Here is a 24,379-nt window from a genome sequence, read left to right on the forward strand (position 1 = left end):
CATGACCAACCCCTTCGACGACCAGGACGCCACCTTCCTCGTGCTCGTCAACGACGAGAACCAGCACTCGCTCTGGCCGCAGTTCGCGGACGTCCCGGCCGGCTGGACCGTCGTCCACGGCCCCGACACCAACGCCGCCTGCCTGGAGTACGTCGAGAAGTCCTGGACCGACATGCGGCCCAGGAGCCTCGCCGACGCCATGGAAGCCCAGCGGTAGCGCGGCCCGCAGTGAACCTGACCGACACCACGGACGAGGCCCGCCCCACGGCGGGCCCCGCCCCGGCCCACGACCTCGCCGCTGGCCTGCTCACCCCCGAGGCCCGGCGGGACCCGTACCCGTTCTACGCCCGCATGCGGCGCGAGAGCCCGGTCCACCGCAGCGCCCAGGGCATCTGGTACCTCACCCGGTACGCCGACGTCGAGACGGCGCTCGGCGACCTGCGGCTGTCCAACGACCGGGACCGGATGACCCGCGCCTACGGCGGCCTGGGCGGCGACCTGAAGGCCCTCAGCCGGCTCGCCGACCGGCTCGGCCGGGTGATGACCAACACCGACCCGCCGGACCACGCCCGGCTGCGCAAGCTGGCCAACCGGGCGTTCACCGCCCGGCGCGTCGAAGCCCTGCGCGACGGCGTCCAGCGGATCGTCGACCGGCTCATCGACGAGGCGGTCGCGGCCGGGCCGACCATGGACCTGATCGAAGCGGTCGCCTCCCCACTGCCGATGTCCGCCGTCTGCGAGCTCTTCGGCATCCCGGACGGGGACCGGCCCCAGGTCAAGAGCTGGTTCCACCGCTTCGGGCGGCTGGGCGAGGACATCGACAAGTCCGAGGAGGCGATCGGGCAGTACGAGGAGTACCTGTCTGGGCTCATCCGGCAGCGCCGGCGTGAACCGGGCGACGACCTGATCAGCGCCCTGGTCGCCACCCAGGCGCAGGACGACCGGCTCACCGACTCCGAACTGCTCTCCACCTGCTTCGTCCTGATCACCGCAGGCGACGAGACCACCACCCACCTGATCGGCAACGGCGTCCTGGCCCTGCTGCGCCACCCCGACCAACTGGCCCGGCTGCGCGCGGACCCGGGGCTGATCCGCGGCGCCGTCGAGGAACTGGCCCGCTACGACACGGTGACCCAGGCGATCGTCCGGGTCGTCGCGCAGGACCTGGAGATCGGCGGCCAACTGCTGCGCGAGGGCGAGCTGGTGTACCTGTTCCTCGGCGCGACCAACCGCGACCCCGAGCGCTTCGAGGACCCCGACCGGCTCGACCTGACCCGCCCCGGCAACCGGCACCTGAGCTTCGGCCACGGCCCGCACTTCTGTCTCGGCGGCCCGCTCGCCAAGCTCCAGGCGGAGGTGGCCGTCGGCACGCTGGTCCGCCGGCTGCCCGAACTGCGGCTGGCCGACGGCGCAGCGCTCGACTGGCGGCCCAACCCGCTGCAACGCCGGCTGAACGCCCTCCCGCTCACCTACTGATGAACGAAGACGAAGGAGCACCGACCATGGCCCGAGAATTCGAGGTCCGCCGGGAACAGGACCTGCCGGCCACACCCGAACAGGTCTGGGCCGCCGTCGCCACCGGCGCCGGCAACCTGGGCTGGCTGTACCCGATGGAGGTCGAGCCGCGCGTCGGCGGAAAGGCCACCCGGGGCGACTCCACCGTCGTCGCCTGGGAACCGCCGCACCACTTCGCCGTCCGGGCGACCCAGGACGGCGGCTTCTCCAACACGCTCAGCTACCGCATCGAGCCCGCCGACGGCGGAACGAGCCACCTGCGGATGGGGATCCACTGGGTGCACACGGGCATCGTCGACGAGGCCTGGAGGTGGGACGCCAAGTCGGACGTGGCCGAGAAGCACGTCGACTTCTACCAGCACGGCCTCGCCGAGTACCTGCGCCACTTCGCCGGCCGCCCCGCCGTCTACGTCAGGGCCCAGCGCCCCGAACCCACCGCCGACCCGGCCGACTTCGCCGCGCTGCGCCGCCGCCTCGGCCTCGCCGACGACGCGGCCGTCGGCGACCGGGTGCCGCTCCACCTCCCGGGGACGGACGGCCCTCCGGAGGAGGTGGTCGTGGACTGGCTCAGCACCGACTTCCTCGGTCTGCGCGGCCCGGACGCGCTCTACCGGTTCTTCAACGGCAGCACCTGGAACGTGCCGATCTGGCTCGGCCACCACCTGTTCGCCGAGGACACCGACGAACAGCGGGCCACCGCGGCGTGGACCGCCTGGCTCAACGACACCCGAGCCTAGGTCCCCGATGGAAACCTCAAGGCAAACACTGCTCTACGCCGCCGAACTCGTCGAGGAGAACGGCACCTACACGCTCGTCGTCGAGGACGTGAGGCGGGGCGGCGTCCAGACCACCCCGGTCCCCAAGGCCATGGTCGACAAGCTCCCGACCTTCCTCTCCGCGCTCGCCGCCAAGCTCGACCCGGCACCGCCGACCCGCCGCTGGTAGACCTCCTGGCCCCTCACGAGGCCGGTGCCGGCCGGAAGCCACCGCTCCCGACCGGCACCGGCCTCGCCGCCCCGGGCCGGAGTTGACGGCACACGCACCTCGGGGACGTCGGTTACGGGATGCTCATGAGGCCGTCGAACCGCGGTGACACAACGGTCAAACGGCGCGAAAAACGGCCTCCTAGCGTCTTCCTCATGACCTACGAACACCGAACGCCCCGTAACCACCACGGCACCCCCTCCGTTGGCCGCGGCCTGCGCCGGGGCGGCGTCCTCTGCGCGGCCGTCCTCGCCGCCGTCCTCGCCCTGACCTCCTGCGGAAGCTCCCCGGCCGAGGACGGGGGTGGCCCGGGGCCGGCGAAGGCCGAGGCCGAAGGGCTGAAGAAGCCCTCAAGGATCCTGTGGATGGGGGACTCCATCGCCGTCGGGCAGGCCCAGCCGCTGGCCGCCGCGCTCAAGTCCACCGGTATCGAGCTCACCTCCATCGCCGCCGACGGCGGCGGCGCGGCGGTCGGGCCGGTTGCGATGTCCAGCGGCGACATCGCCTCCCGGCTCGCGTCGGTTCGCCCCGACCTGGTGGCCTACCAGATCACCACCTATGATTGGGGCAGCCCGCAGGTGCAGCAGCAGGCGTACGAGAAGCTGATCGGCACGGTCAAGGCCGCGGGTGCCCGTCTGGTGATCGTCACCACTCCTCCGTTCGACACGGGCGATGACTTCTACGCCCCGCACAAGGCCGACATCGAGTCCGCTCCGGGGGCGGCCAAGGCGGCCGTCGCCGCGCACCCCGGCGATGCCTTCTTCCTCGACGCCTCCGCCCTGTGGGGCACCGACTTCAAGGCCCCGCAGGCACAGCGTTCGAACGACAGGACGCACTCCTGCCAGCAGGGCACGGCGAAGTTCGCGCAGTGGTTCACCACCGAGGTGGGCAAGCTGGCCGGGTTCTCGCCCGCCGATCCCAAGAGCTGGGCCAACGGCGACTGGACCAGGTCGGACGTGTTCGCCCAGCTGAACTGCGCCTGAGCCGGTGTCCGGGATGAAGACCGCCTCGACGGCGGGCCGGCGGCGGAACGCGCGCGTGCCCCGCCGCCGGCCGGGCCCGGGGCTCATCGCGCGCTCCGGGTCCCGCCGCTCCCATGTCCCGGCCCTGGACGGCCTGCGCGGGCTGGCCGTCCTCGGGGTCCTCCTGTTCCACCTCGGGGACTTCCCCGGCGGGTTCCTCGGGGTCGACCTGTTCTTCGTGCTCTCCGGCTTCCTCATCACGGGGCTGTTGCTGAGGGAGGCCGGGGAGAACGGCGGCCGGATCGACCTGGCGGCCTTCTGGGGCCGCCGGGCCAGGCGGCTGATGCCCGCCCTCGCCCTGGCCCTGGGCTCGGCGATGGTGCTGGCCTCCGTGCTGGGCACGGCGGCCATGGCCCGCTTCGCGCACCAGGACGCCCCCTGGGTGGTGGCCAACCTCGCGAACTGGCATTTCATCGACGCGCAGGTCGGCTACTTCCAGGCGAACCCGACCCGGGTGTTCACCCACCTGTGGAGCATCGCGGTGGAGGAGCAGTTCTACCTGCTGTGGCCACCGCTGGTGCTGCTTCTGCTGCGGCTGCGCCGGGCCGCGGGTGTCGGCGCGGCGGCCGGTGCGGTGGCCGGCGTGGCGCTGGTCGGTGCGCTGGTGTCCGCGGCGCTGATGGCGCTGCTCGTCGACCCGATGGACGCCACCCGTGTCTACGAGGGCACCGACACCCGCGTGTTCGCCCTGCTGCTCGGCGCGCTCGCGGCCACTCCGGCGGTGCGGCTGCGGGTGGCGCGGTTGCCGGGGCCCGCCGCGGGCCGGCTGGCGCTGGTCCCGGCGGGCCTGCTGGCCGCCGGGTGGGCGCTGGCCTCGGGGACGGGGCAGCTCGTCCTGTTCCGCGGCGGGTTGCTGCTGCACTCGGCGGCGGCGGCCGCGCTGATCGCCCTGCTCGCGCACGCCCCGGCGTCCCCGCTGGGCAGGGTGCTGAGCTGGCGCCCGCTGACGGTACTGGGCGGGCTCTCGTACGGCCTGTACCTGTGGCACTGGCCGCTGATCCTGCTCCTGGACCACGCTGGCCCCCGCCTGGACGGCTGGGTTCGGACCCTGTGGCTGGGCGGGCTGGCGGTGGCGGTCGCGGCATGCTCGAAGGCGCTGCTGGAGGACCCTGTCCGCTACCGGGCCCGCTGGGCCCACGGCCGCCCCGGGGTCCTGGCAGCCGTGGGCACGCTGGCCGCGCTCGCCGCGCTGTGGCTGGTGCTGTCGCTGATCGCGCCGACGGCGTCGGGTGTCGTCGTGGACGTCACCCAACTGTCCCTTCCCTGAGGCGCGGTGGCCGGATCCGCGCTGTGCCTGCGTCCGTTTGGGCCGGGCCCCGGGACCTGTCCCGGACCATGGCGGGCGGGCAGGCGGGCCGTCGGACTCAGCCGGTGTGGTGGAGGTCGCACTGCGCGAAGACCGGTCCGGGGGCGTCGCTGCTGACCACGGCGATCCGGGGGGCGGTCGCGGTGGTCGCGGGGGCGTCCTCGGCGGTGCAGACCAGCTGCTGGATGGCGTAGGGGCTCAGTGCGGAGGTCGGCCAGGACAGGCGCAGCGTGACGGTGCCGTCCTCGCCGGCGGCGGCGGTGACCTTGCCGGAGGCGGGCAGGGCGGTGCCGAGACCGGTGTGCTGCTCCGTCTGGGTGGGGCCTGTCATGAGGGTGTCCAGGGTCTGCTGGAGGCCTTCGCGTTCGGTGCCCGGTCTGATCGTCAGACGGATTCCCTGGGGGCTGAGGAAGTACAGCCGGGTGCCGGGCTCGATCCCGGTGGCGGGTTTGCCCGACTTCACCGCGCCGGCCGTGTCGGGGATCGCGCAGCCGCAGGCCGTGAGGAGCAGCGCCGCTGCGGCGATCGCGCGGAGGCGGATGGTCATGGGGCGTCCTTCGTCAGGGGTCCGCGGGGCAGGACGAGGGTGAACACCGCGCCGCTGCCGGGGGCGTTGGCGGCCTCGATGAAGCCGCCGTGCAGGCGGGCGTTCTCCTGGGCGATGGCCAGGCCGAGCCCGCTGCCCTCGGAGCGGGTGCGGGCCCTGTCGGCCTTGTAGAAGCGGTCGAACAGGTGCGGGAGTTCGGCGGGCGGGATGCCCGGGCCCCGGTCGGTGACGGTCAGCACCAGGTCGGATTCCGGCCTCGGGCCACGGGTGGTGAGGCTGAGGCGTACGGGCGGCCGGCCGTGGCGCAGGGCGTTGCCGGCCAGGTTGGCGACGATGACGTCGAAGCGGCGCGCGTCCAGGCGGACGGGCAGGGCGGCGGGCAGGTCCAGCTCGACCCGGTCGCTCCAGCCGCGCAGGTCGAGGGTGGCGCGTACGGCTTCTGCGGCGTCCACGTCCTCGGTGCGCAGCGGGGCGGCGCCGGCGTCCATGCGGGAGATCTCGATGAGGTCGTTGACCAGGCGGGTGAGGCGTCCGGTCTCGTTGCTGATCATGCGCAGGGCGGTCGCGGTGTCGGCGGGCAGGTGTTCGGCGTCCTCGTCGAGGATGTCGGTGACGGCGGCCATGGCGGCCAGCGGGGTGCGCAGTTCGTGGGAGACGTCGGCGGCGAACCGGCGGCCCTGGCTCTCGACCGCCCGCAGCTCCTCGATGGTGCCCTGGAGGGTGCGGGCGGTGTGGTTGAACGTCTTGGACAGCTGGGCGAGTTCGTCGTGACCGGAGACGGCGAGGCGGGTGTCGAGCCGTCCTTGGGCGAGGGCCTGGGCGGCGTCGCCCAGGGCGCGGACGGGGCGCAGGACCTGGCGGGTGGCGAGCAGGGCGAGGCCGGCGGCCAGGACGGCGGCGAACGCGCCGGCGCCGGTGGCGGCGGCCAGCAGTGTGCTGGTGGCCTCCTGTTCGCGGTCCAGGGGCAGGAGGGCGTAGACGGTCAGCCCGGACAGGTCGCCGGCTCTTGCGGCGGTGCTGGCGGTGGCGGCGGGGCCGGCGGTGGTGTGGGCGGTGTGGGTGACGGGGACGCCGACCGCGAGCCAGGAGTGCCCGTCGGCGGTGAACCGCTGGAAGGCGCCGTGGCCCGAGCCGACGGTGTCCTGGAGGGCGGCCGGGACGGTGACGGCGGCGGTCCACTCGGAGTGGGCGGCGCCGTAGCGGGCCAGGACGTGCCAGTCGCGGAAGCCGCCGGTGCCCGAGAGCCGCAGGGCCAGGCGGTCGAGTTCGGCCTGGGTCGGGGGGAAGGGCAGGGCGGGGGCCAGGACGTCGACGCGGCGGCGCAGCTCGTCCAGGGCGGTGTCCTGGGTCAGGTCGAGGGTGGAGCCGGTGGCGGCCTGGTAGGTGAGTGCGGAGGTGGCCAGGGCGCTGACGGCGGCGGTGGCGACGAACGCGGCGAGCATCCGCGGGCGCAGCCCCAGGACGGCCCGGCGCCACCGGAGGAGGTGGGAGGCGTCGGCGCGGTCCGGCCGGTCGTCGGCACGGGCGGTGCCGTCCGCGGCGTCGCGCGTGCGGGTTTCGGCGGAGGGGTGCTCCGGTGGGTGCGGCGGGGTGGTCACAGGGGTCCGAACCGGTAGCCGAATCCGCGCACGGTCTGGAGGTAGCGGGGCGTGGACGGGTTGTCCTCCAGCTTTGCGCGCAGCCGGTTCACCCCGGCGTCGACCAGGCGGATGTCCTCCTGGCGGCCCAGGCCCCAGACGGAGTCCAGCAGCTGTTCCCGGCTGAAGACCCGGCCCGGCGCGGCGGACAGCTCCAGCAGCAGGCGCAGCTCGCCGGGTGCCAGGGGCAGCGGGGTGCCGCGTTTGGCGACGGTCAGTGCGGCCCGGTCCAGCACCAGGTCGCCGTGCACCTCCCGCACCGGCTCGGCGACCCCGGGCGCGGGGGACACGTGGGTGGTGCGGCGCAGGACGGCCTTGATCCGGGCGTCGAGGACCCTGGACTGCGCGGGTTTGACCACGTAGTCGTCGGCCCCGTACTCCAGGCCGAGGACGGTGTCGATGTCGTCCCCCCGCGCGGTCAGCATGATCACTGGGAGACTCCCGTGTGCGCGCAGCCGTCGGCACACCTCGAAGCCGTCGATCCCGGGCAGCATCAGATCCAGCACCACGATCTCCGGAGGCTCTCGGAACGCCTGTTCCAGGCCCTCCTCGCCGGTGGCGGCCATCCGTACCTCGTGGCCCTGGCGGCGCAGGCCCAGGGCCAGCGCCTCGCGCACCGACGCGTCGTCCTCGATCAGCAGTACCTGTGACATATCCACCAGTATCGGGCCCTCCGATCTGCGCAGGGGGCCGTGGGGGCAGGGATCGGCGAGGTTGTTGCAGAACGCTCATACGCGGCTCACAGGCCCGGAAACCGCGCGACGGACGGTGGTTCCCGTCGCGGTGGCCGACTGTGCCGAACGGAAGGCACTGCACGGGAGGGCCTCGCGCCCCGGCCCCCGGGCGGTCGGGTCAGGCCGTGGGGAACTCGACCCGGACCCGCAGTCCGCCCGTGTCGCCGGGGACGGCGGTGACGGCGGCGTGGTGGGCGCGCGCGATGGAGGTGACGATGGACAGGCCCAGGCCCGCGCCCTCACCCGGGCTGTGCCGGCGCTCCCGGAGGCGGCGGAAGGGCTCGAAGAGGTAGGGGACGGTCTCCGGAGGCACCTGGGGGCCGGTGTTGGCGACCTCCAGGACACCGTCGTGCACGCCGACCTCGACCCGGCCGCCGTCGTGGTTGTAGCGCAGGGCGTTGCCGACCAGGTTGCGCACCAGGTGTGCCAGCAGCACCGGGTCACCCTCGACGGACACGGGGGCGGTGTCGGCCCGGACGGTGACGCGGTTCTCCCGGGCCTCCTGCGAGGCGGCGTACTCGGCGGCCACGGTGCTGGCCAGTTGGTCCAGTGCGACCGGTTCGCGGCGGTCCAGCCTCTGGTCGGAGACGGACAGCAACAGCAGGCCCTCGATGAGCCGTTCGCTGCTCTCGGAGACCTCGATCAGTTTGCGGCGGACCCGGGCGACGGCGGCCGGGTCCTCGGTGGCCAGCCCGATTTCGGCCGCGGCCCGCTGCACCGCGAGCGGGGTCCGCAGTTCGTGCGCGGCGTTGGCCGCGAACCGCTGCTGCGCGCCCACCAGTTGTTCCATGCGGTCGAGCATGGCGTCGAAGGTGTCGGCGAGCTGTTTGAGCTCGCCCGGGGGTGCGTCGAGGGCGATCCGTTCGTGCAGGTTCTCGCCCGAGAGCCGCCGCGCCGTGTTGGTGATCACCGACACCGGGCGCAGCACCCGCCCCGACATCCACCAGGCGAGCGCCGCCGAGATGACGGCGAAGGCGGCCAGAGCGATCAGGGAGACGGTCAGCAGCTGGTTCTGGGCTGCCTGCTCGGCGGCCTGGGTGACGACCTTGACGGCCTGGAAGTGGGACTGTCCGCCGTCGGCGGCGGTGGTTCCGGGGAGAGCGTTCGCGGGTGCGGCGGTTCCCACCGTGAGGGTTTGCGCCGCGGAGGGGCCCGGGGTCCCCAGCGTGGCCAGTCGCGGTTCGACGGCGACGGCCGTGCTGATCGAGGTGTACAGGTTCTCCCGGACCAGGAAGTTGACCAGGAAGATGAGCATGGCCCCGGCGAGGACGAGCAGCCCGCCGTAGAGCATGGTCAGCCGGCCCCGTTCCCCGCCCGGCAGCCGCGGGCGTGGTCTGCCGGGCAGGGGAAGGCGGTTCAGGGCGGCCGGGGCGATGCGCCTCATGCCGGGGCGCCGATGCGGTAGCCGTGGCCGGGCACGGTGTCGATGACCGAGGGCTCGCCGAGCTTGGCGCGGAGTTTGCTGAGGACGACCCGGACCGCGTTGGTGCGGTATCCCATGTTCTGCTCCCACACCTGCTCGATCAGGTCCTCGCCGCAGACGACGGCGCCCTCGGCCTGCATCAGTACCTCCAGGACGCCGAACTCCTTGCGGGACAGGGCGAGGTAGCGGCCTTCCCGGAAGGCCTGGCGGCGGGCGGTGTCGAGGGTGATGCCGGCGCGTTCGATGACCGGCGGGAGGGCGGGGTGGGTGCGGCGGCCGAGCGCCAGGACCCGGGCCAGCAGTTCCTCGTAGGCGAACGGCTTGGTGAGGTAGTCGTCCGCGCCCAGGTCCAGGCCGTCGACGCGGTCGCGAACGGTACCGGAGGCGGTGAGCATCAGCACCCGGGTCAGCAGTCGCTGCTCGACGACGCTCTGGCACACCTCGTCGCCGTGCGCCCCGGGCAGGTCGCGGTCGAGCACGAGCACGGCGTAGTCGGTGAGCCTCAGCCGCTCCAGCGCGTCGGCGCCGTTGTACACGACGTCGACGGCCAGGGCGTCGCGCCGCAATCCCTCGGCGATCATGTCCGCCAGGAATTCCTCGTCCTCCACGATCAGTACACGCATGACACCAGGTGTACCTGAAAGCCACCTTTCGTTGCCGTAAAGGTCTCGGCTGACAGCGGCGAAATGCGGGTGCGTGCCAGCCTCTGCGTGGTCGAAGTGGCCGGAGCGGTCGGCCACTCGTCATCGGACACGGAGGAATTCCATGCGGAACCACATGCGGAACCACAGGTACGGCGCGGCGGCCGCGCTGGTGGCGGGGATCGCGCTGTTCGCCACGGCCTGTGGCGGAGGCGTCACGGGCTCCGGCGGGGGCGGCGGCTCGGACTCGTCGGGCCAGGGCGCGGCGGCGGACCAGGCCTACGAGCACCGCAAGTGCCTGCGCGAACACGGCGCGCAGGTGAAGGAGCCCGAGCCGGGCCAGGACCCGCGGGCCATGGTCCTGGAGGGCGGCCAGGACAAGATGGGGGAGGCCCTCAAGGCCTGCGGGGGAGCCGGTGGCGGGGGTGGCGCGAAGATGTCGCAGGCCGACAAGGACAGGGCCCTCGAATTCGCCCGGTGCATGCGCGGTAACGGTGTGGACATGCCGGACCCGAAGTTCGACGGCGACTCGGCGATGTCGGGATCGGCGATGAAGGTCCCGGAGGGCGCCGAGAAGGACAAGTTCGACCAGGCGAACAAGACGTGCAGTGGTCAGAATGCGCAGTGAGCGCGGGCGCAGCCGCCGGACGTACCTGATCGCCGTGCTGGCCACCTCGGTCACGCTCGCGGGCGGGGTCACGGCCCTCTCGCAGACCGGGGGCGCCGGCAACGCCGGCGTGGCCCGCGCGGACGGGCTGCCGCCGGGCACGGGCTCGGTGGAGCGCCAGGACCTGAGCAGCCGGACCCGGGTGGACGGGACCCTCGGCTACGCCGAGGAGCGCCGGATCAACGCCGGTGTGCCGGGCACCCTCACCTGGGTCCCGGAGGCCGGCGCGGTGGTGAAACGCGACGGGGTCCTCTACGAGGTCGACGGCCGGAAGGTCCGGCTCATGATCGGCGAGCGCCCGATGTACCGGACGCTGAAGACCGGAGACGAGGGGCCGGACGTCAGGCAGCTGAAGGAGAACCTCCGCGACTTGGGCTACGGCAAGGGGCTGGCCGTGGACGAGAAGTTCACCGCCGGTACGGCGGAGGCGGTCAAGCGCTGGCAGAAGGCCCACGGCCTGGCCCAGAGCGGCGAGATCGGCCCCGAGCAGATCGCCTTCTCGCCCGCCGCGGTGCGGATCAAGAAGAACGACGCGGCCGTCGGCGACCAGGCCGCTCCCGGCAAGCCGGTCCTCACCGCCACCGGCTCCGAACGGCAGGTGCAGATCAAGATCGAGGTCTCCCGGGCCGACCTCGCCAAGCCCGGTACCCGGGTCGAGGTCGACCTGCCCGGCGGCGGCAGGGCCAAGGGCAAGGTCGCCTCCGTCGACCGCACCATCGGTGAGGACGGCAAGGAGCAGGGCTCCCAGGACAAGCCCGCCAAGGTCACCGCCCGGGTGGTCTTCGACGACCCGGGGCAGGCGGAGGGCTTCGACCAGGCGCCCGTCACCGTCGAGCTCGAGGGCGAGGTCCGCAAGGACGTGCTGACCGTACCGGTCAACGCGCTGCTCGCGCTGTCCGGCGGCGGCTTCGGCATCCAGATCGTGGAGGACGGGAAGGTGCGCGAAATCCCGGTCGAGCTCGGCATGTTCGGACAGGGCCGGGTCGAGGTCAGCGGGAGCGGCCTGGCCGAGGGAATGAAGGTCGGGGTGCCCAAGTCATGAGCACTGTGGTCGAGCTGAACCAGGTCGCCAAGGAGTACCCGGGCGGGGTCACGGCGCTGCACGGGGTGGACCTGCGCATCGAACGCGGCGAACTGCTCGCCATCGTCGGCCCCTCGGGGTCGGGCAAGTCGACCCTGCTGCACATCGTCGGCACCCTGGACCGGCCCAGCGCCGGATCCGTCACCCTGGCGGGCCACGACGTCGCCGCCCTGTCGGACCGCAGGCTCTCCGCGCTGCGCGCCCGGCACATCGGCTTCGTCTTCCAGTCCTTCCACCTGGTGGCCGGGGTCAGCGCCCGGGACAACGTCGCCGAGGGCCTGCTCTACTCGGGCCTGCCGCGCGCCCAGCGCCGAAGGCGCGCGGCCCTGGCCCTGGAACGGGTCGGGCTCGCGGACCGGATGCACCACCGGCCGCACGAGCTGTCGGGCGGCCAGCGCCAGCGGGTGGCCATCGCCCGGGCGGTGGTCGGCGAGCCGGACCTGCTGCTGGCCGACGAGCCGACCGGCGCGCTGGACTCCGCGTCGAGCGAGGCGGTGATGGAGCTGCTGTACGACCTCAACGCCGAGGGCGCCACCATCGCGGTGATCACCCACGACGGCGAGATCGCCGACAGCCTGCCGCGCCAGGTCCGCATCCGCGACGGCCGCGTCGTGGCGGATCTGCGCCCCGGCGCCGCCGCCCCGGCCGATCGGGGTGGCGAGCGATGAGCCGTACCCGGCTGGCCCCGGCCCGGCTCGGCCCCCGCGACGTCCTCCACGTCGGCTCGGCCGGCCTGCGCACCCGGCCGCTGCGGGTGGTGCTGTCCGCGCTGGGCATCGCCATCGGCATCGCCACCATGATCGCGGTGGTCGGCATCTCCTCCTCCAGCAAGGCTCAACTCCTGCGCCAGCTGGACCAGTTGGGCACCAATCTGCTGGTGGCCTCCCCTGGCCAGGGACTGTTCGGCGAGAAGGTGAAGCTGCCCAAGGAGTCGATCGGCATGGTGAGCCGCGTCCCCGGGGTCGAGCAGGTCGGCGCGACCGGGGACCTGGTGCAGTCCGTCAGGCGCAGTGAGAAGATCCCCGAGGGCGAGACCGGCGGCCTCACCGTGAAGGCCGCCACCGAAGGACTGCTGGACGTCGTGCGCGGCGCGGTCGGCTCGGGCACCTGGCTCAACGAGGCCAACGGGCGCTACCCCTCGACGGTGCTCGGGCATGTCGCGGCCCAGCGCCTGGGCATCACCGCCCCGGGCCAGCAGGTCCACATCGGCGGCCGGTACTTCACCGTCATCGGCATCCTCGACCCGCTGCCGCTGGCCCCCGAGATCGAACGGGCCGCCCTGGTCGGCTGGGAGGGCGCTGGCGCGCTGCTGGGCTTCGACGGCCACCCGACCCAGATCTACGAACGGTCGACGGACCAGACGGTCGGCGCCGTCCGCGCACTGATCCCCCGCACCGTCGACCCGCAGAACCCGCACAACGTGCAGGTCACCGACCCCTCCTCGGCGCTCCAGGCCAAGGCCGCCACCGAGGGGGCGTTCACCGACCTGCTGCTCGGACTGGGCGGGGTGGCGCTCCTGGTCGGCGGCGTCGGAGTCGCCAACACGATGATCATCTCAGTGCTGGAGAGACGCCACGAGATCGGACTGCGCCGCTCCTTGGGAGCCACCAGGGGCCAGATCCGCCTCCAGTTCGTGACGGAGTCCCTCCTGCTCTCCGGACTGGGCGGGCTGGCCGGCGTGGCCCTGGGCGCGGCCGCCACCTACGCCTTCGCCGCCTCGGGCGGCCTGCCCTGGGTGGTCCCCTTGTGGGCCGTCACCGGGGGCTTCGCCGCCACCCTGCTCATCGGCACGGTCGCGGGCCTCTACCCGGCCGTCCGGGCCTCCCGGCTCTCCCCGACGCTGGCCCTCCACGCCGGCTAGTCCTGTCCGGTCGATCTCGGCGGATCAGCCCGCGGCGCCCCCGGTCGAAGGCTGGGGGCGCGTCGCGTGCCCGGCACGATCGGCCGGACCTGGCCGGCCGGCGGATCAGGAGCCCGGGCAGAACTCCGCCTTCAGCTCGTCGGTGAACAGGTCGATCGGCCCGCTGCCGCCGTTCAGCCAGTCCCCGTTGACGTTGGTGGAGAGCAGGTGGCGGCCGTCCCGGCTGCCGTAGGTGTAGGTCCACGAGCCGTTGATGGCGCCGCCCATGCCCCAGACGGTGGTGCAGGGCAGGTTGACGGAGCTGACGCCCAGGCCGTAGGCGGTGTCCTTGATCCACTTGTCCGCCGGCGTCGGGATCATCGTGAACATCTCCTGCTGCTGGGCCGGCGGCAGCAGTCGTCCGCCCAGCAGGGCGGCGAAGAAGGTGTTGAGGTCGCGGGTGGTGGAGATCATGTCGCCGGACGCCCAGCCCCAGGACGGGCTCAGCTCGGTCACGTCGTGGTCCGGAGTGTTCGGGTCGGTGTACCCGAGGTGGGAGTACGCCCGCCCGTGCGGTCCGTGGATGGTGACGTCGTCGGAGGCGGGCTCGTAGGTGCTGGTGAGGCCGAGCGGGGCGGTGATGCGCTGCCGGATCTGCTGGGCCAGGGTGCTGCCGGAGGCCCGTTCGACGATCATCCCGGCGAGGACGTAGTTGGTGTCGGAGTACGTCCAGCCGGTGCCGGGGGCGAAGTCGGGTCGGTGGGCGCGGGCGATGCCGACGAGCCGCTCGGGGGTGAAGTCGTCGAAGCGGTGCTGCAGGAAGGGCTCGTGCCAGAACTCCTTCCCGATCTCGTCGTCCATGGCGAAGTTGGGGACCCCGCTGGTGTGGTTGAGCAACTGCCGGACGGTGATCCGGTCGGGCTGGTAGCCGGGGGCGTCGAGGACACCGGGCAGCCAGTGCTCCACGCTGTCGTCCAGGCTCAGCCGGCCCTCGGCGGCGAGCTGGAGCACGACGGTGGAGACGAAGGTCTTGGTGGTGCTGCCGATCCGGAACCGGTCCTGCTCCTGGCGGGGCCGCCCGGTGGTGATGTCGGCGACGCCCGCGTCGCCGAACCAGCGGTGGCGCCCGTCCCGCACCTCGGCGACCGCGCCGGGGAGACCACCGGTCGTCACGCCCCGGTCGAGCACGGACTGCACGCCCGGGTGGCGGTCCCGCTGCCCGGCCTGCCCCGCCTGCCCGGTGGCCTGGTCGGCGAACACCGGTGCGGCGGTGGTGACGGTGGCGGCGAGCACGGCCCCGGTGAGCAGGGCGGTGACGGCGGCGCGGGCGGTGGTCCTCATGGCGTGTTCCCCTTCGGCGGTGTTTCCCGTTGACGGAGAGAACGCTCCCGCGAATTCACGACACCGTCAACATCAACTCCATGGCCGGTTACGCATCATCGCAGCTCAGTTGGCGGATTTCCTTGCAATGTGACTGCCGGTGAATGCAACACCTGGGCGCTCCCATTGCAACAATGCGGGCATCGGGTGGATACTTTCCTGACCATCGCGAGGAGCCGCGCAAGGAGCCCGCGCAAGGAACCCGAGAGGACGAGGGGCGAGGACGGATGCCCGGAGGTCGACTGACCCAGCAGGACCGCCGCCGGATCGCCACCGGCCTGGCCGAGGGGCTCGGTTACGGCGCGATCGCCCGCGGCCTCGGCCGGCCGACCTCGACCGTCACCCGCGAGATCGCCCGCAACGGTGGCCCGTCCGGCTACCAGGCCGAGCGCGCCCAGCGTGCGACCGTCCAGCGTTCCCGCCGCAGCCGCTCCGCACCCGCCCCGCGCCCGAGCATCCCGGCCTCCGGCGGCGTCGACCGGGACCCGGCCGCCGTCGGCGAGTTCGCCGACCGGCTGGCCGAGTTGCTGGTTCACCTCGGCATGCCCCGGATGGTGGCCCGGGTGCTCGGCTGCCTCTACGTCACCGACGAGGGCAGCCTGACCTCCGGCGACCTGGTGCAGCGGCTGGGGGTCAGTCCGGCCGCCGTCTCCAAGGCGATCGGCTACCTGGAGGGGCAGGCGCTGGTCCGCCGGGAGCGCGACGACCGGCGGCGCCGCGAGCGGTACGTCGTCGACGGCGACATCTGGTACCGCGCGCTGCTGGCCAGTGCCGAACGCAACGCGGTGCTCGCCGGGATCACCCGCCACGGCGCCGGGTTGCTCGGACCCGCCACCCCCGCGGGCGCCCGGATGGACGACGCGTCCGCGCTGCTGGAACGGATCGGCCAGGACATCGTGCGGTCCGTCCGGCAGTGGCACGAGGAGCGCGGCCCGGTCCCGTCCTGACCGCCCGACGGCAGACCTTCGACACGATCGGCGGCGCGCAGAGCCCGTTCAGCCTTCTGACCGGCAAGTACCGGCGAGGCCCGCTTTCGACCGTCGATATCGAGTCAATCGAGGTGATCCCTGAGATGGATCCGTCCATCGGAAACTAAGGTTCGTTGACAGTGCATCAGTCGGACCAGGCTGCCTATAGGAGATCCAATGCGCCGACAGCTCTCTGGCCACGTCGACAACTCCCGTTCGCGGCATGCCACGCGTACCTGGTCAAGGGCGGCGCTGGCGGCGGTCGCGCTGGTCGGTGGCCTCGGCCTCCAGGCGCGGCCGGCCGCCGCCGCCGACGACGAGTGGATCTGTGGGCAACTGGTCAAGGGGGCGATCCTCGAGAAGTACCGGAGCATGGGCGGGCAGGACTCGCCGCTGGGCTGCCCCACCAGCGGGGAGGGCATCACCCCTGACGGGCGTGGACGGTTCACGGTCTTCCACGGCGGGTCGATCTACTGGACGCCGACGACCGGTGCGCACCCCGTGTGGGGCCTGATCCGTGACAAGTGGGCCGCCTCCGGCTGGGAGAGGGGGAAGCTCGGCTACCCCCTCACCGACGAGCTCACCAACCCCGACAACCGGGGGAAGCGGCAGCAGTTCGAGGGCGGCACCTACTACTGGCATCCCACCGTGTCCAACGGCGTGCATGCCGTGGTCGGCCGGATCGGCCAGCTGTGGAGCGAGTACGGCTGGGAGGACGGCTCGTTCGGCTATCCGGCTGGCGACGAGACCCAGGTCCTGAACTCGGTCGAGATCCGCCAGCAGTTCAGCAAGGGCTACACGCTGTCGTGGAACCCGGGCGACGGCAAGGTGTGCGCCAGCGAATGCACCTCGTACACGAACATGGTCCGCTCCACCCCCTGGGTCGAGTACACGAAGGTGTACAAGTTCGAGAACAGCGACAAGAAGCTGGTCGAGATCAGGCCGACGGCCGCCGGCTACAAGGAGCCCAGGGCCAACAGCGACGACCCCAACGTCGCCGCGGCCAACTTCAAGAAGCTGTGGGACGAGGTGTGGAGCCTCGCCCCCTATCCCAAGGGGCTGGAGGCCCAGGACAAGGCGAACTCGATCGGCAAGCAGATGTGGTGCCACGCGCTGTGGTCCTTCGACATTCCGATCAAGGGGCGCCTGGGCGGCGACACCTGGGACCTCGAGTCCTGGCGTCCGGACATTCCCTGGTCGCGTATCACCAGCGCCACCGAGGTGTGGAAGCACAAGTGCAACTGGGACTCCTGATCCGACTGAATCCGACTGATCGCCGTGCCACCGACTCGACGGCGATGACGAGCCACTGAAGACGGTCTCCGGCCCGGCCGCCTCAGGGACTCGGCCACCTCAGGGGGTGGAGGCGACGAGGTCGAGGGCGATCCGGGCAGCGCCGTTCGCTGCCCGGGCCGGTGGTGTGACCGGCCGGCTCCGCGTCCCGGCCGGGTCCTTCAGGGCCTCGGCCAGAGCGCCGGCGATGGCGTGCTCCTCGGCAGCGGCCACGACCATGGTCGGGCAGGCCGCGGCCTTCAGGTGGACGCGCTGGTCGTCGAAGTCGCGGACACCGGGCACGGCCACGGCCGGTACGCGGGAGCGGACCAGTTCCTGCACGGTGTTGTACCCGGCGTGGGTGATCGCGGCGTCGGCATGCCAGTACACGTCGTAGGCGGGTCCCAGGTACGGGCGGACCCGCACCGGTCCGGGCATGCCGGGCGGCACGAGGACGGCTCCGTCGAAGTGCGGGCCGGTGAGTACCAGGACGTCGACGTCGGCGGGGGCATGTCGGCTGCGCGCGAACTCGCGGATGCCGTGCAGCGCGGCCGTGAGGAATCCGGGCGCGTCGTCGTGCCCACCGCCACCGGCCACCACCGCGATCCGCAGGGCCCGGGTGTCCTCGGGCCAGGGCGAGCGGTCGTCGAGCAGCGGCCGGACGACGTGGGGCACGCCCAGCACGCGCACCCCGTGGACGGTCTCCTCCCGTCCCGGCTCGCCCAGCAGGTAGATGGTGCCGATGGCGGGCGTGTGGCGGGAGACCCAGTCCGGTGGGTCGGGGCGGTTGCGCTGGAAGCGGTGCACCAGGAACTGGGGGCAGCCCAGTCGGGCGGCTTGGTCGTACAGTTCCCGCTGCACCGTCACGTCGTGCAGGACCACGTCGTCGGGTCGCAGCACCCGGGTGACCATGGCCCGGGCGAGACCGTGGTCCACCGCGGGGCCGGTTCCGTGCAGTGCCTCGCCGACCAGGCTGTCGGCGTCGGTGGGCAGGACGGTCTGGGTGAATCCGTAGTCGTCGATCAGCCGTTGGGCCCGTTCGGTCAGCAGCAGGGAGTCCCAGCCCAGGCCGCGCAGTTCGCTGTGCACGGCGATCTGGCGGGAGACGTGGCCCAGCCCTCGGCCCCAGGTGAAGGAGACCACGCGGCCGTTCACGGCGGTCAGCCGCCGATCATGGACATGCTGCGGTCGGGCCGGACGAAGTCGGGGTGGTTGATCTTGTGTCCGGGCCACTTGCGCCACATCGCCTCGCGGACCAGCCGTTCCAGTTCGGTGTCGTCGGCGCCCGTGCGGAGCGCGGTGCGCAGGTCGGTCTCCTCCAGGGCGAACAGGCAGACGCGGAAGGCTCCCTCCGCGGTGGTCCGCATGCGGTTGCAGCTGTCGCAGAAGGGCTTCGTCACCGAGGGGATGAAGCCCAGGACCCCGGGCGCTCCGTCGGCGAAGCGGAAGGAGGTGGCCGGCTGCGGCGCGTCCTGGGTGACGGGGACCAGGTCGTAGGCGGCGGAGACCGCCGTCAGCGTCTCCGCGGCCGGGACCACCTTCTCCCGCTCCCAGGTCCGCTCGGCGTCCAGCGGCATGTACTCGATGAAGCGCACGTCGTAGCCGCCTTCGCGTGCCAGACGGGCGAAGTCGACGGCCTCGTCGTCGTTGGTGCCGCGGATCACCACACAGTTGATCTTGATCGGGTCGAATCCCGCCTCGCGGGCCGCCTCCAGACCCGCGGTCACCTTGTCGAAGGCGTCCCGACGGGTCATCTCGGCGTAGCGGTGCCTCATCAGGGAGTCGCAGGACACCGTGATGCGGCGGAGCCCCGCTTCCCGCAGGGGCCGGGCCAGGCGGTCCAGCAGCAGTCCGTTGGTGGTGATGGAGACGTCCACCCCCTCCAGCGCGCACACGCGGGCCACGATCTCGGGCAGTTCCCGGCGGACGGTCGGCTCCCCGCCGGTGATCTTGAAGTCGCGCACCCCGAGGGAGTGGAAGAGCCGGGCGAGCCGGTCGATCTCGTCGACGGTCAGGAGCTCCTCCTTCTCCAGCCAGGGCAGCCCTTCGGCCGGCATGCAGTAGGTGCAGCGCAGGTTGCACTTGTCGATCACGGAGATGCGCAGGTCTCCGCCGATCCGGCCGAACGTGTCGATGAGCGGGCCGCCGGTCGGGGCGGGTCCCGGATTGCGCCAGTCAACCTTGGGCTTGGTCATGTCGGTCGCTCCTTCGCTTGGCGGAGCCGGTGCGCACCGGGAGCAGTTCCTCGAAGCGCGCCAGCACCTGGTCGGGGTTCATGTCGGAGGTGTCGAGGTGGTGGACGGGGATCCGCGGGGCGAGCTCCTCGGCCACGTCCTCGAAGCACTGGGCCACCAGGGACACGTAGGAGCTGGTGAACGAGCGCTCCAGGACGCGGTTGCGGCGGCGGAGCCGGCGCATCAGCACGTCGGTACGGGCGGTCAGGTGCACCACCGCGTCGGGTGGTGGCAGCGCGGAGGTGATCAGGTGGTGGTAGCGGTAGTACGTCTCGTACTGCTGGGCGCTCAGGGCGCCGCTCAGCCGGAGCGCCTTGGCGTAGGCCAGCGAGCTGTGCACGTCCTGGTCCATGACGCCCGTCTCGCCGGTGCGGAGGTTCTGCAGCACCCGCAGGAGCAGGGTCTCCATCTGGCAGAAGAACCCCGAGGCGTCGTCGCCGCGCAGGTAGCGGGTCAGGTAGTTGTCCGGCCCGCGGTCCCGGCCCCGGCTCACCGGGACGACGTCCCGTACGTGCTCGGTCTCCGGGGCGCGGGCGGTGTGCCGCTTCAGCAGGGTGCTCTTGCCGACGGCGGGCGGGCCGATGACCACCACGCGGGCCGCTCCGTCCTTGCGCCACAGCGCGGGGACCGGATCGATCAGCCGTCGTGCCTCGTCCTCGATCTCGGCGGTGGTCCGGCCCTCCCCGTCCGTGGCGGCGGGCAGGTGGGCTCGCCGCAGCTCGCCGAGGCAGTACGCGGAATGCGGATCGAGTTCGACACCCTCCCCGGTGACGGTCTCCGGTTGGCTCCAGCGGAGCCCCGGTCCGGGTGTGGTGCGCCGGGCGGTGCCCGCGCACCGGTGGGCGAACACCCGCACGTCGTAGGGCGCTTCCCCGCGGGGGCCGGGCGGGAGGTGGAGTTCGGTGAGGTAGTGCAGCCGGGCCGCGGTCACGCGTTGTCGGCAGGCGTGGCGGGCCACGTCCGCCGCGACCTTCCGAGCCGTGGTTCCCGGTGGCACGACGGCCCAGGGCAGGCCGGCCCGCTCGTCGGTCGACCGCGGTTCGGTGAGCAGCACCCGGTCCTGCTCGTCGAGGATGACGCATGCGGCGCGGAGGTGCTCCGGGCGGTGCCGGGGCGGTGGTTCGGTGAGCATCGCGGTCCTCGCGGTCGATCGGGGAAGCCGGGTAAGGCGGGTAAGGCGGGGAAGCCGGGGATCGGGCGGGGTCAGGCGGCGCAGGCCGGCGGCAGCCTGGCCTTCACGTACGCCCGGCGGGCCAGTTCCGCCAGGGCGAGCAGCGCCACCCGCTCCGCGAAGGCGACCGGATCCACGGCCCGTCCCGCCTTCCGCGCGGTTTCCCGGGGCGGCAGCAGCCAGGAGAAGCGCACGTCACCGCCGAGCAGCGCCCGCAGGAGGGCGTCGTGCGGCGTCAGCGGGCTGGGAAACGCCGCCCGCACCCGGAACTCGGGCTGACCCACCGTCGTGTCGTCGGTGTTCCGCTGCTCCGGCCCGCCGTCCGCCTCGACCAGGCCGTGGAGCTGGCACCCGGGCGACTCCTGGAGGACCAGGGCCCGTGGGCCGTCGGACGCCTCCTCCAGCGGGGGCACGCCGAGCCACCAGCAGCGCTCGGCTCCCCTGGTCACGGCCGGGTCGGGAGCGACCGGGTCGAGCAGCTCGCCGTCCCAGCCCCGGCGGGCCAGGTCGGCACGGAGCCGGTCGGCCGGTACGGGGAACAGCGAGGCCGCACGCCATCGGGGCACCCGCACCCCCGGGGGAAGCACCGCCGGTACCCGCCACCGGCGGACGGGGGAACGCTCGATGTTCGCCAGCAGCTGCCGGTAGGAGGAGTCCGGGAACCGCACCCCGCCGCCGAGGTGGGGTTGGGCGTCCAGCAGGCTCGTCAGCACGAGCAGCCCCACGCCGTCGTCCGGCCCGGACGCGGGCACGGGCCATTCGCCGCGCCCGAGCACACCGAGGTAGTGCGTGCGGCCCGCGTCGGTGAACGTCCCGGACACGAGGGACGGGTCCTCGCCCCGGGCCAGGCAGTGGGCGATGCGCGGCCAGAAGGGAGCCGGCTGCGGTCCGGAGCGCGGCTGCGACCGGAGGAGCGGGGGAGCGGTACGGGCCCGCGGCGCGGAGGGCGGACGCACCGGACGGCCCTGGAGCCAGGCGTCGAGCTCGCGGTCCAGTTCCACCAGCGCCGAACCGAGCCGGGCGCGCAGCAGGAGGGCGAACAGCCCGATGCCCGACAGCATCACCGGCCCGGTGGCGGGGATCGGGTCGTGACGGCTGGTGACGACGGCCGGGCCGGGGTCCGGATCGGCCGCTGGCCCCGGCCGTACCTCGCGCAGCCGCCCTCCGTACTGCGCCGCGGAGTAGCCCAGGCGCCCGTCGAGCAGGTCGTCCAGGTCGCTGGCGGAGAGGGCCGTCTCGACGTCCGGCACGCTCTCCGGCGGGTGGGCGCACAGCGTGCCGTCGGCGCCCAGCCGTACGGTCCGCTCCGCCAGGGGTTCCGCGTCGGCGCCCACCGCGACGAAGCGGTACGCGGTGGCGCGCAGCCGGCCCCGGGCGGCCGCGGCGAGGTCGGGGAGGCCGGGCACCTCGACCCGGCCGGACCTCTCCTCCGCTCCCGCGGACGCGGGGAGCAGCCGGTCCAGTGCCGCGGCAGCTCGGTCGTGGGCGCCCGGCGCGCCCTGGCCGTCCTCGGCCGCGGGGGCGGGGCCCGCGGCCAGCCGGCCGATCCAGCTTCCCGGGCGGTAGCTGCGGTCGCGCGGCTCGTCGGTGGCCCGCACCCAGTCCACGGCGGACTCCTCCCACCGCACGGTCCCTCCCGCCACGGTGAGCCGGTCTCCCGGGCCGGGGCGCAGCACCCGGCGGTCCGGGTCGTCCACGCGCAGTGCCTGGTCGACGAGGCGGGGCGGTACGGGGAACTTGTGTCCGTTGAGCCAGGCCGCGTCGCCCAGTCCGTACTGGCCTTCCGGCAGCGGGACCACGTGTGCGGGACGGACCTGTGCCATCAGCGCCGTCAGCGGGTCGGACCAGTCCGGGCCCGCTCCGGGCGGGACGCCCTCCACGCTGCGGGTCTCCTCGATCGGTTGGCAGGGAGCCAGCAGGACGTCCGGGGGTGGTCCGTCGGTGAGCAGCCGCCGCACCCACGCGGGCGTGACCAGGCTGTCGACCATGTGCCAGACGAAGGCGTCCCGGGTGCGGACCGAGAGTCCGTGTTCGGGGACGGCCATGGTCGAGGGCGTCCAGGTCAGTTCGACGCCGTGGCGCGGGCTGAACGCCGTCCAGTCGCGCACCACGACGGTGTCGCGGAAGCCGAGTCGGCGAAGGGCGTGCGCGATCCTCGGGTCGTCGGGGTGCAGGACCGGCAGCGTCCGGTCGAGCCGGGCCAGGGAGGCGGGGTCGAAGTGGTCGCGGTGGGAGTGGGAGATCCACACCGCGTCGGGCCGGGGCAGCGCGCGCGGCAGGACGCGTCGGGCCGGGGCGAAGCCGAGGAGGCCGCCGCGGTAGCTGTCGTGCAGGTGGGGGTCGCAGAGCAGGGTGAAGGCGTCCGCCCGGATCAGGACCGTCGCGTGTCCGCCGAGTTCTAGCGCGACTGGCATGCCGCGCTCCTCAGGGAGGTGGCGAGGGCGCGGAACGCCCGCCCCCGGCAGTACAGTCGGGCCTTCTCGTCGGCGGTCATCTGGCCGAGCGTGCGTCCGTCGCCCTCGTCGGGCACGAACACGGTGTCGTAGCCGAATCCGCGGTCGCCGAGCGGGCTTTCGGTGATCCAGCCCCGGGCGACCCCTTCGCTGACCACCCGCCGTCCGTCCGGGTAGCAGAGCAGCGCCACGGTGCGCACCCGGGCCCCCCGGCCCGGGGCGGTGACGCCCGCCATCTCGGCGAGCACCTTGGCCACGTTCGCGGTGTCGTCCGCGCCCTCGCCGGCGTAGCGGGCCGAGAACAGGCCGGGAGCGCGTCCGAGGGCGTCCACCTCCATCACGGTGTCGTCGGCCACCGCGGGCAGGCGGGTCGCGAGGGCCACTGCGGAGGCCTTGAGGTAAGCGTTCTCCTCGACCGTCGTCCCGTCCTCGACGACGTCGGGGAGCCACATGGGTCTGGGCAGCAACTCCAGGACCCCGTCTAGCAGTTCGACGATCTCGGCGGCCTTGCGGGGATTGGCGGTCGCCAGTACGGCGTGCATCATGCGCGGGTCCCGTCCGCTTGCCGGGGGTGTGTCCGGCTGCCCCTGCGCCCCGGCAGCACTTCGGGCTCCGACCTGCTGTGGCCCATGGCCAGGTAGCCGCCGTCGACCGGTAGATCGGCGCCGGTGACGAACGACGCGCCGGGTCCGCAGAGGAACAGCACGACGGCCGCGACCTCCTCCGGCTGCCCCACGCGCCGCAGGATGTGGTGGTCGCCGAGCACGGGGCCCCAGCGGGCCCGGTCGCCGCCGGTCATCCGGTCGGTCTCCGGAGTCCAGATCAGGCCCGGTGAAACGCTGTTGACCCGGATGCCGTCGTCGGCGAGGTCGAGCGCCTGGCAGCGGGTCAGCGCGAGCAGCGCTCCCTTGCCCGCGCTGTAGGTCCATTGGTGGGGCTGGGCGATGTGTCCCGAGACCGAGGCGACGTTGACCACCGAGGCTCCTCGCGCCGCGCGCAGCAGGGGTGCCAGGGCCGACGTCATCATGGCGCTGCCCTTGACGTTCACTCCCAGGCTCCGGTCCCAGTCGGTCGGCCCGGCGCTCTCGCCGAGGGCCAGGAAGCTCGCCGCGCAGTTGACGAGGGAGCGGACCGGCAGGCCTGTTGCTCCGGCCGTCCGCGCGGCCTCCAGGCAGTCCGGGTGCCGTGAGATGTCGCCCACCACCACGGAGGCCGCCGGGCCGAGTTCGGCGGCGACGCGGCGCAGCCCGTCGGGATCGCGGTCGACCAGGACGGCGTGGGCTCCCGCGGCGACGAAGGCGTGGGCCACGGCGCGACCGATGCCCGATGCGCTTCCGGTGATCACGCAGGCCGTGTCGGCGAGGCTCCGATGAGGTGGGGACAGGGTCCTCGCGGGGTCGGGGTCGGGCGCCATGTCCCGCCTCCTCGGTTCGGAGCGACGGCGATCAGTCTTCGGACGAACCACCTACCTGTGACTTATGGTGCACGTGGTGATACGCACCGC

The 24,379-nt window shown here is 73.0% G+C and carries 24 protein-coding genes; 12 read left to right on the plus strand and 12 right to left on the minus strand.

From position 1 onward, the window contains the following. The first annotated feature begins 1 nt into the window (after nucleotide 1). The 6 genes from ACFVTF_RS05530 (at nucleotide 2) to ACFVTF_RS05555 (ending at nucleotide 4,788) form a co-directional block, all read left to right on the plus strand. Complete coding sequence (locus ACFVTF_RS05530) at nucleotides 2-217, plus strand: MbtH family protein (protein ID WP_387809357.1); 216 nt, start codon at nucleotides 2-4, stop codon at nucleotides 215-217. An 11-nt stretch (nucleotides 218-228) separates the two neighbouring features. Next, on the plus strand, nucleotides 229-1,476 hold the full coding sequence (locus ACFVTF_RS05535; protein WP_387809360.1) for a cytochrome P450: 1,248 nt from the start codon (nucleotides 229-231) through the stop codon (nucleotides 1,474-1,476). Nucleotides 1,477-1,502: 26 nt separating this feature from the next. Beyond that, on the plus strand, nucleotides 1,503-2,252 hold the full coding sequence (locus ACFVTF_RS05540) for an SRPBCC family protein (protein WP_387809362.1): 750 nt from the start codon (nucleotides 1,503-1,505) through the stop codon (nucleotides 2,250-2,252). A 7-nt stretch (nucleotides 2,253-2,259) separates the two neighbouring features. After that, nucleotides 2,260-2,460, plus strand: a complete 201-nt coding sequence (locus tag ACFVTF_RS05545) for a hypothetical protein (RefSeq protein WP_331742991.1) — start codon at nucleotides 2,260-2,262, stop codon at nucleotides 2,458-2,460. 194 nt (nucleotides 2,461-2,654) lie between these two features. Further along, on the plus strand, nucleotides 2,655-3,482 hold the full coding sequence (locus ACFVTF_RS05550; RefSeq protein ID WP_387809365.1) for an SGNH/GDSL hydrolase family protein: 828 nt from the start codon (nucleotides 2,655-2,657) through the stop codon (nucleotides 3,480-3,482). A 55-nt stretch (nucleotides 3,483-3,537) separates the two neighbouring features. Beyond that, nucleotides 3,538-4,788 (plus strand): acyltransferase family protein, encoded by a 1,251-nt coding sequence (locus ACFVTF_RS05555; RefSeq protein WP_387809368.1) that lies wholly within the window; start codon nucleotides 3,538-3,540, stop codon nucleotides 4,786-4,788. A gap of 97 nt (nucleotides 4,789-4,885) precedes the next feature. On the opposite strand, the gene ACFVTF_RS05560 is transcribed toward ACFVTF_RS05555, so the two are convergent. The 5 genes from ACFVTF_RS05560 to ACFVTF_RS05580 form a co-directional block, all read right to left on the minus strand. Further along, entirely contained in the window at nucleotides 4,886-5,374 is a 489-nt protein-coding gene (locus ACFVTF_RS05560) for a GerMN domain-containing protein (protein WP_387809371.1), read from the minus strand. After that, nucleotides 5,371-6,972 (minus strand): ATP-binding protein, encoded by a 1,602-nt coding sequence (locus ACFVTF_RS05565; protein ID WP_387809374.1) that lies wholly within the window; start codon nucleotides 6,970-6,972, stop codon nucleotides 5,371-5,373. The genes ACFVTF_RS05560 and ACFVTF_RS05565 overlap by 4 nt, the downstream gene beginning before the upstream one ends. After that, nucleotides 6,969-7,664, minus strand: coding sequence for a response regulator (locus ACFVTF_RS05570; RefSeq protein ID WP_387809377.1), 696 nt, complete (start codon nucleotides 7,662-7,664; stop codon nucleotides 6,969-6,971). Before ACFVTF_RS05570 ends, ACFVTF_RS05565 begins: the two co-directional genes overlap by 4 nt. 199 nt (nucleotides 7,665-7,863) lie before the next feature. Next, complete coding sequence (locus ACFVTF_RS05575) at nucleotides 7,864-9,129, minus strand: sensor histidine kinase (RefSeq protein WP_387809380.1); 1,266 nt, start codon at nucleotides 9,127-9,129, stop codon at nucleotides 7,864-7,866. Continuing rightward, the gene (locus tag ACFVTF_RS05580; RefSeq protein WP_331742980.1) at nucleotides 9,126-9,791 is read right to left on the minus strand and encodes a response regulator transcription factor; all 666 of its coding nucleotides are present in this window, start codon (nucleotides 9,789-9,791) and stop codon (nucleotides 9,126-9,128) included. Before ACFVTF_RS05580 ends, ACFVTF_RS05575 begins: the two co-directional genes overlap by 4 nt. Before the next feature lie 154 nt (nucleotides 9,792-9,945). Here ACFVTF_RS05580 and ACFVTF_RS05585 point away from each other — a divergent pair, with 154 nt between their 5' ends. Genes ACFVTF_RS05585 through ACFVTF_RS05600 form a run of 4 tightly spaced genes read left to right on the plus strand, consistent with a single transcriptional unit; the run spans nucleotide 9,946 to nucleotide 13,418 of the window. Further along, nucleotides 9,946-10,437 carry a hypothetical protein gene (locus tag ACFVTF_RS05585; RefSeq protein ID WP_387809383.1) on the plus strand — a complete coding sequence of 164 codons (492 nt, stop codon included), beginning with the start codon at nucleotides 9,946-9,948 and terminating at the stop codon, nucleotides 10,435-10,437. Continuing rightward, a complete protein-coding gene (locus ACFVTF_RS05590; RefSeq protein ID WP_387809386.1) occupies nucleotides 10,427-11,518 on the plus strand; it encodes an efflux RND transporter periplasmic adaptor subunit in 1,092 nt (363 codons plus the stop codon). The genes ACFVTF_RS05585 and ACFVTF_RS05590 overlap by 11 nt, the downstream gene beginning before the upstream one ends. After that, nucleotides 11,515-12,225, plus strand: coding sequence for an ABC transporter ATP-binding protein (locus tag ACFVTF_RS05595; RefSeq protein WP_387809389.1), 711 nt, complete (start codon nucleotides 11,515-11,517; stop codon nucleotides 12,223-12,225). Before ACFVTF_RS05590 ends, ACFVTF_RS05595 begins: the two co-directional genes overlap by 4 nt. Then, nucleotides 12,222-13,418, plus strand: a complete 1,197-nt coding sequence (locus ACFVTF_RS05600) for an ABC transporter permease (RefSeq protein ID WP_387809391.1) — start codon at nucleotides 12,222-12,224, stop codon at nucleotides 13,416-13,418. The genes ACFVTF_RS05595 and ACFVTF_RS05600 overlap by 4 nt, the downstream gene beginning before the upstream one ends. A gap of 105 nt (nucleotides 13,419-13,523) precedes the next feature. On the opposite strand, the gene ACFVTF_RS05605 is transcribed toward ACFVTF_RS05600, so the two are convergent. Then, nucleotides 13,524-14,738 carry a serine hydrolase domain-containing protein gene (locus ACFVTF_RS05605; protein WP_387809394.1) on the minus strand — a complete coding sequence of 405 codons (1,215 nt, stop codon included), beginning with the start codon at nucleotides 14,736-14,738 and terminating at the stop codon, nucleotides 13,524-13,526. Nucleotides 14,739-15,004: 266 nt separating this feature from the next. Here ACFVTF_RS05605 and ACFVTF_RS05610 point away from each other — a divergent pair, with 266 nt between their 5' ends. Together ACFVTF_RS05610 and ACFVTF_RS05615 are read left to right on the plus strand one after the other, a co-directional pair. Beyond that, on the plus strand, nucleotides 15,005-15,724 hold the full coding sequence (locus ACFVTF_RS05610; RefSeq protein ID WP_387809397.1) for a helix-turn-helix domain-containing protein: 720 nt from the start codon (nucleotides 15,005-15,007) through the stop codon (nucleotides 15,722-15,724). Between the two features lie 198 nt (nucleotides 15,725-15,922). Next, nucleotides 15,923-16,999, plus strand: a complete 1,077-nt coding sequence (locus ACFVTF_RS05615) for a hypothetical protein (RefSeq protein WP_387809400.1) — start codon at nucleotides 15,923-15,925, stop codon at nucleotides 16,997-16,999. A 99-nt stretch (nucleotides 17,000-17,098) separates the two neighbouring features. Here the strand turns inward: ACFVTF_RS05615 and ACFVTF_RS05620 are convergent, their stop codons facing one another. The 6 genes from ACFVTF_RS05620 to ACFVTF_RS05645 all read right to left on the minus strand — a co-directional run bounded on the left by ACFVTF_RS05620 (nucleotide 17,099) and on the right by ACFVTF_RS05645 (nucleotide 24,289). Next, the gene (locus tag ACFVTF_RS05620; RefSeq protein ID WP_387809402.1) at nucleotides 17,099-18,172 is read right to left on the minus strand and encodes a glycosyltransferase; all 1,074 of its coding nucleotides are present in this window, start codon (nucleotides 18,170-18,172) and stop codon (nucleotides 17,099-17,101) included. 5 nt (nucleotides 18,173-18,177) lie between these two features. Continuing rightward, a complete protein-coding gene (gene moaA, locus ACFVTF_RS05625; RefSeq protein ID WP_387809405.1) occupies nucleotides 18,178-19,212 on the minus strand; it encodes a GTP 3',8-cyclase MoaA in 1,035 nt (344 codons plus the stop codon). Beyond that, nucleotides 19,193-20,383, minus strand: a complete 1,191-nt coding sequence (locus tag ACFVTF_RS05630) for a deoxynucleoside kinase (RefSeq protein WP_387809408.1) — start codon at nucleotides 20,381-20,383, stop codon at nucleotides 19,193-19,195. Before ACFVTF_RS05630 ends, moaA begins: the two co-directional genes overlap by 20 nt. A gap of 71 nt (nucleotides 20,384-20,454) precedes the next feature. Next, complete coding sequence (locus tag ACFVTF_RS05635; RefSeq protein WP_387809411.1) at nucleotides 20,455-22,836, minus strand: MBL fold metallo-hydrolase; 2,382 nt, start codon at nucleotides 22,834-22,836, stop codon at nucleotides 20,455-20,457. Continuing rightward, entirely contained in the window at nucleotides 22,821-23,420 is a 600-nt protein-coding gene (locus tag ACFVTF_RS05640; protein ID WP_331742946.1) for a non-canonical purine NTP pyrophosphatase, read from the minus strand. The genes ACFVTF_RS05635 and ACFVTF_RS05640 overlap by 16 nt, the downstream gene beginning before the upstream one ends. Beyond that, on the minus strand, nucleotides 23,417-24,289 hold the full coding sequence (locus ACFVTF_RS05645) for an SDR family oxidoreductase (protein WP_387809415.1): 873 nt from the start codon (nucleotides 24,287-24,289) through the stop codon (nucleotides 23,417-23,419). Before ACFVTF_RS05645 ends, ACFVTF_RS05640 begins: the two co-directional genes overlap by 4 nt. Nucleotides 24,290-24,379: the final 90 nt, after the last annotated feature.

Origin of the sequence: Kitasatospora sp. NPDC057940 (assembly GCF_042887425.1) — a bacterium.
Taxonomy (GTDB): Bacteria; Actinomycetota; Actinomycetes; order Streptomycetales; family Streptomycetaceae; genus Kitasatospora.